This window comes from Hamadaea sp. (assembly GCF_013362815.1).
In the GTDB taxonomy this organism is placed as follows: Bacteria; Actinomycetota; Actinomycetes; order Mycobacteriales; family Micromonosporaceae; genus Hamadaea.
Genome location: NZ_JABFVK010000014.1, coordinates 131,057 through 137,056 on the forward strand (window position 1 = coordinate 131,057; position 6,000 = coordinate 137,056).

The 6,000-nt window shown below is 69.2% G+C and carries 6 protein-coding genes; all 6 read left to right on the forward strand.

What is annotated here, in order from left to right; all coding sequences use genetic code 11:
* Positions 1 to 230 precede the first annotated feature (230 nt).
* Positions 231 to 752 (forward strand): crossover junction endodeoxyribonuclease RuvC, encoded by a 522-nt coding sequence (gene ruvC / locus HOV77_RS08550; RefSeq protein WP_290859987.1) that lies wholly within the window; start codon positions 231 to 233, stop codon positions 750 to 752.
* Positions 749 to 1,354, forward strand: coding sequence for a Holliday junction branch migration protein RuvA (gene ruvA / locus HOV77_RS08555; RefSeq protein WP_290859990.1), 606 nt, complete (start codon positions 749 to 751; stop codon positions 1,352 to 1,354). The genes ruvC and ruvA overlap by 4 nt, the downstream gene beginning before the upstream one ends.
* A complete protein-coding gene (ruvB, locus tag HOV77_RS08560) occupies positions 1,351 to 2,466 on the forward strand; it encodes a Holliday junction branch migration DNA helicase RuvB (RefSeq protein ID WP_290859992.1) in 1,116 nt (371 codons plus the stop codon). Before ruvA ends, ruvB begins: the two co-directional genes overlap by 4 nt.
* Before the next feature lie 135 nt (positions 2,467 to 2,601).
* Positions 2,602 to 2,964 carry a preprotein translocase subunit YajC gene (gene yajC / locus HOV77_RS08565; protein WP_290859994.1) on the forward strand — a complete coding sequence of 121 codons (363 nt, stop codon included), beginning with the start codon at positions 2,602 to 2,604 and terminating at the stop codon, positions 2,962 to 2,964.
* A gap of 83 nt (positions 2,965 to 3,047) precedes the next feature.
* Positions 3,048 to 4,934 (forward strand): protein translocase subunit SecD, encoded by a 1,887-nt coding sequence (gene secD, locus HOV77_RS08570; protein WP_290859996.1) that lies wholly within the window; start codon positions 3,048 to 3,050, stop codon positions 4,932 to 4,934.
* A 1-nt stretch (position 4,935) separates the two neighbouring features.
* On the forward strand, positions 4,936 to 6,000 hold a 1,065-nt coding region (secF, locus tag HOV77_RS08575), incomplete at its 3' end, for a protein translocase subunit SecF (protein ID WP_290859999.1).

Genomic DNA, 6,000 nt, shown 5'->3' on the forward strand with positions numbered 1-6,000 from the left:
GCGCAGAAATTACGAGTGTCCGACCGGGCAACACATGTGTCCGCGCCACACACTCCACCCCGTGATCGTGTGCCGCTTGCCGCCAGCGCCGCTCCAGCGCCGCTCCAGCGCCGCTCCAGCGCCGCTCCAGCGCCGGTCGCGGCCGGTGCGTCGGGTGCGGCGTGCCGTGCGAACACTGTCGGGGCCGGACGATAGGGTGTCGTACAGGTGTGCGGGGAGGGGTGAAGTCGGTGCGCGTACTGGGAGTCGACCCCGGGCTCACCCGGTGTGGCGTCGGCGTCGTCGAGGGAGTTCCCGGCCGCCCGTGCACGCCCATTGCGTACGAGGTGGTGCAGAGTGACCCGGACGAGGAGCTGGCGCACCGTCTGTTGCGTTTGGACGATCGCCTGACCGAGCTGATCGCACTGCACAAGCCGGACGGCGTCGCCGTCGAGCGGGTCTTCAGCCAGCACAACGTGCGGACCGTCATGGGCACGGCGCAGGCGGGCGCGGTCGCGATCCTCGCGGCGGCGCGCGCCGGGCTGCCGGTCGCGCTCTACACTCCCAGCGAGGTCAAGGCGGCGGTGACCGGTTCGGGGACCGCCGACAAGGCGCAGGTCACCACGATGGTCACTCGACTGCTGCGGCTCGACGCCCCGCCGAAGCCGGCGGACGCGGCCGACGCGTTGGCGCTGGCCATCTGCCATGTGTGGCGGGGCGGCACGCGCGACAAGGTGGCGGCGGCGTTGCACCAGTATCGGAGGGGTCGATGATCGCGAGCGTGGCGGGCAAGGTCGCCTGGGTCGGCGCGGACACCACGGTGGTCGAGGTCGGCGGGGTCGGCCTGGCCGTGCATTGCACGCCGAACACGCTGGCCACGCTCCGGGTCGGCCACGACGCGCGGCTGTCCACGACGCTCATCGTCCGCGAGGACGCGCTCACCCTCTACGGCTTCGTCGACGACGAAGAGCGGGAGATCTTCGAACTCCTGCAGACCGTGGGCGGTGTGGGCCCGCGGGTCGCCCAAGCCGTGCTGTCGGTCCATTCTCCTTATTCGGTACGCGTTGCGATCGCCAACGGCGAGGTCTCCGTGTTGACCAAGGTGCCCGGGATCGGGAAGAAGGGCGCCGAGCGGATCATCCTCGAACTGCGCGACAAGGTCGGTCCGGTCGACGCGGCCGCCTCGGTGAAGGGCGTACCCCGGCAGATGCCCTGGCAGGAGCAGGTCCGTCAGGGCCTGGTCGGGCTGGGCTGGACGGCGAGCCAGGCCGACCAGGCGATCGGTACCGTGGCGTCCGGCCTCGACGACGGCCCCACACCGCCCGTGCCCGTACTGCTGAAGCAGGCGATCAAGCTGCTGGGTAGGACCCGGTGAGCGAGTCCGTCGTCAGCGCGGTCGCCTCCCCGGAGGAGCGCGACGCCGAGGCGACCGTCCGGCCGAAGCGCCTCAGCGAGTTCATCGCCCAGGAACGCGTACGCGAGCAGCTGGAAGTCCTGCTGCACAGCGCGCTGCGCCGGGGCTCGCCGCCGGATCACATCCTGTTCTCGGGCTCGCCGGGACTCGGCAAGACGACGTTGGCCATGATCGTCGCGGCCGAGCTGGGCGGCGGACTGCGGATGACCAGCGGGCCGGCCATCGAGCGCTCCGGCGACCTCGCCGCGATCCTCACCAGTCTCGCCGCCGGTGACGTCCTGTTCATCGACGAGATCCACCGCATCGCCAAGCCGGCCGAGGAGCTGCTGTATTCGGCCATGGAGGACTTCCGGGTCGACGTCATCGTCGGCAAGGGACCGGGCGCGACCGCCATTCCGCTGGACGTGGAGCCGTTCACCCTGGTCGGAGCGACTACCCGGGCCGGGCTGCTCACCGGCCCGATGCGGGATCGGTTCGGGTTCGTCGGGCACCTGGAGTTCTACACCGGGACGGAGCTGACCGCTCTGCTGCACCGATCGGCCCAGATCCTCGGCGTACCGGCGACCGAAGACGGGGTGGTCGAGATCGCCGGGCGGTCGCGGGGGACACCTCGGATCGCCAACCGGCTGCTGCGGCGCGTACGCGACTATGCCGAGCTGCGGGCCGACGGCGTGGTGACGCTCGACGCGGCCAAGGCCGCGCTCCGGGTTTACGACGTCGACGACCTTGGGCTCGACCGGCTGGACAAGGCGGTCCTGGCGGCCCTCGTCGAGACGTTCGGCGGTGGACCGGTCGGGCTGTCGACGCTCGCGGTCGCCGTGGGGGAGCAGCCCGAAACCGTCGCCGAGGTCTGTGAGCCCTTTCTCGTCCGGGCCGGCCTGCTGGCGCGTACGCCCCGGGGCCGGGTGGCGACTCCAGCCGCGTGGCAGCACCTCGGCCGTACGCCGCCGAACCATGTGTTTCCGGGACAGACGGGCACGCAACTCCCGGGACAAACAGCCGGGAATGGTATGTTTTCCGGCGGCGCCGCCGGGGCGCCAGACCTGTTCAGTACTGCGGACGAAGCCGAATAAGTGCCGTGATCGTAATGTGATCGCCACGGGGGGTGTGGCGATCGGCGGTCCAGCGACTAGACTTCGCGCGGTCCGAACGGACATTCTTCGCCTGCCCCGGAACTCGGGGTGGGCTGAAACGGAAGGTCAGAAACCGTGTTCTTCGCGGCAGGCAATTCGGGCGGCAGTGCGCTGCCGACGCTGCTTTTCTTCGGCCTGATGGCCGCCCTGATGTACTTCATGATCATCCGCCCGCAGAGCAAGCGGCGCAAGGAGGCCATGGAGCTGCAGCGCAACGTCGCCGTCGGCGACGAGGTGGTGACCGTCGTGGGCCTGCACGCCACCGTCGCGGGCATCGACGACGAGAACAACACCGTGCTGCTGGAGATCGCGCCGGGCGTGAACGCGACCTATGAGCGCGCCGCCATCGGCCGGGTCATCAAGGCTCCCACCGCCGAGGAGACCACGGCGACCGAGTCCGCCGACGAGACCCCGCAGGTCATCGAGCAGGGCCGCTAGACACTCAGACCCACCCCGGCGCCGTCGACCCGGCGCCGGGCCCACCCTCCCCACCCGTTCCCCATGCAAGGAGACCCGAGGCCGTGGCACCACCTCAAGGACAGATGAAGCCAGGGCGGCAGCTAGCCGTCCTCGCCGGTCTCTTCGTCGTCCTCTATCTGCTTGTCTTCTTCACCTCCGGCGCCAGCGGCAGCTTCACCGACCGTCTGCACCCCCGACTCGGCCTCGACCTGGTCGGCGGGATGCGGATGACGCTGGTGGCCCAGGGCAAGACGCCCTCGGCCAAGGAGATGGAGCAGGCTCGGCAGATCATCGAGGCCCGGGTGAACGGCACCGGTGTCACCGAGGCCGAGGTCGTCACGGAGAGCGACAAGAACATCGTGGTCTCCATCCCGGGCAGCAACACCGCTGACCTCGAGGACGTCGGCCAGCCCGCGCAGCTGTTCTTCCGCAAGGTCATCAACTCGGCGCAGGACGTCAGCGGCGCCCTCGCGGCGGCCACGGCCAGCCCGAGCCCGTCCGCCTCCACGTCCGCCTCGCCGAAGCCGTCGAGCTCGACCTCCGCTTCGCCGAAGCCGTCGACGAGCGCCTCGACGGGTGGCCAGGGTGGCGGTGCGGCCGCTAGCGCCACGCCGAGCGCGTCCGCCTCGACGTCCCCCTCCGCGGCGGCCAGCCCGACGCCGAGCGCCAAGGCGCTCACCCAGGAGCAGACGGCGACTCTCGACGAGGTCAAGAAGAAGGTCGGCACCACCGTGTACGCGGCCGCCGAGGCGCTCACCGCCCCGGTCGACGTCTCCACCGACCCGACCGCCGCGATGCAGTACGCCAAGTTCGCCGACCTGACGCCGGCCGAGGTCGCCGTCCTTCCGGCGAAGATCCAGTTCAACGTCCCGCAGATCGGCTGCGACCAGCTCGGCAAGCGCCCGGTCGGCTCGATCAGCGACCGGAATTCCCAGGTCGTCGCCTGTGAAGACAGCAACAAGTATCTGCTGGACGTCTCGAAGGTCGCCGGCACCGATGTCGGCAGCGCGCAGGCCGTGCCGCCGAACGCGCAGCAGGCCGAGTGGGTCGTCAGCCTGAAGTTCAAGGGCGACGGCCAGGACAAGTGGACCGACCTCACCAAGGAGGCGGTCAACAAGACCGGCACCACCTGCGAGATCAAGGGCAACGAGGGCAACTGCCTCGTCGCCGTGGTCCTGGACAACAAGGTGATCTCCGCACCCGAGATCCGACAGGTGCTCACGAGCGACTCGACGATCAGCGGCAGCTTCACCTCGGAAACCTCCGCCGACCTCGCGAACAAGCTGAACTACGGCGCGCTGCCGGTGACCTTCCAAGCGGAGGAGGCGCAGCACGTCACCGCGACGCTCGGTGCGGCTCAGCTGAAGGCGGGTCTGCTGGCGGCCGGTCTCGGCATGCTGCTGGTCATCGTCTACGCGTTCTTCTACTACCGCCTGCTCGGCTCGGTCATTTTCCTCTCGCTCGTGCTGTCCGGTCTGCTCACCTTCGGTGCGCTGGTCTGGCTCGGCCGGACGATGGGCTTCACGCTGAGCCTCGCGGGCATGGCCGGTTTCGTGGTGTCCCTAGGTGTCGCGGCCGACTCCTTCGTCATCTACTTCGAACGATTGAAGGACGAGATCCGAGAAGGCAGAGCACCGCGCAGCGCCGTGCAGCGGGCGTGGGTCCGAGCCAGGCGGACGATCATCACCGCCAACACGGTGACGGTCATGGCCGCGGTGGTCCTCTACCTCTTCTCGGCAGGGGCGGTGAAGGGCTTCGCCTTCGCGCTGGGCCTGTCGACCGTCCTCGACCTCGTGGTGGTGTTCCTCTTCCGGCACCCGATGATGGAGATGTTCGCCCGGACCAAGGCGTTCATGTCGCCGCGCGTCAGCGGCCTAGGCCGGGTCCTGCAACAGGCCAACGAAGACGAGGCCGACCAGCCGCGTCGCTACCGGGCCAAGGAGGCCTGACATGAGCAAGTCGGGACTTGCGACGCGCCTCTACCGCGGTGAGGCCGGCCTCAACATCATCGGCAAGCGGAAGGTCTGGTTCGGCGTCGTCGGCGCGGTCTTCGTGCTCGCCCTGATCAGCTTCTTCACCCTGGGCTTCAAGTCCGGTATCGAGTTCACCGGCGGCACGGAGTTCACCGTGCCGGCCAAGGTGGGCACGATCGAGAGCGTGCAGACCGCGGTCAGCGAGCAGATCGTCAAGGCGGACCCCGAGGCGAAGGTCGCCACCAGCCAGCACCTCGGTGGCGGCACGCCGTCGTACAAGATCCGGACCACGGCGCTGACCAACGAGCAGGCGAACGAAGTTCGCACGGCGTTGGCCCAGAAGTACAACGTCGGCGTCGACGAGATCTCCAGCAGCGTCGTCTCGGGCGCGTGGGGCAAGCAGGTCACCGAGAAGGCGCTGTTCAGCCTCGCGATCTTCCTCGCCCTGGTGACGATCTTCCTGATCATCCGGTTCGAGTGGCGGATGGCCGTCGCGGCGCTCGCGTCGCTGGCCTTCGACCTCGTCGCCGCGGCCGCGGTGTACTCGCTGGTCGGTTTCGAGGTCACGCCGTCGACCGTGATCGGCTTCCTCACGATCCTGGGCTTCGCGCTCTACGACGTCGTCGTGGTGTTCGACAAGGTTCAGGAGAACACCCGGTCGATCACCGGCAGCAGCACGCAGACGTACGCCGAGGCGGCCAATCTCGCCGTCAACCAGACCCTCATGCGGTCCATCAACACCGGTCTGGTCGCGCTGCTGCCCGTCGGTGGTCTGCTGTTCATCGGGGCCGGCCTGCTCGGCGCGGGCACCTTGAAGGACCTTGGTCTGGTGCTGTTCATCGGTATGGGCACCGCGGTGTACTCCTCGATCTTCTTCGCGACGCCGGTCCTCGTGACGCTGAAGGAGTACGAGCCGAAGATCGCCACGCACACCCAGCGGGTGCTGGCCCGCCGGGCGAGCGGCGCGGGCAAGGCCGCCGCCGGTACGCCGACCCAGGCGGCTCCGGAGCCGGAGCTCGCCACGACGGGAGGCGGCGGCACT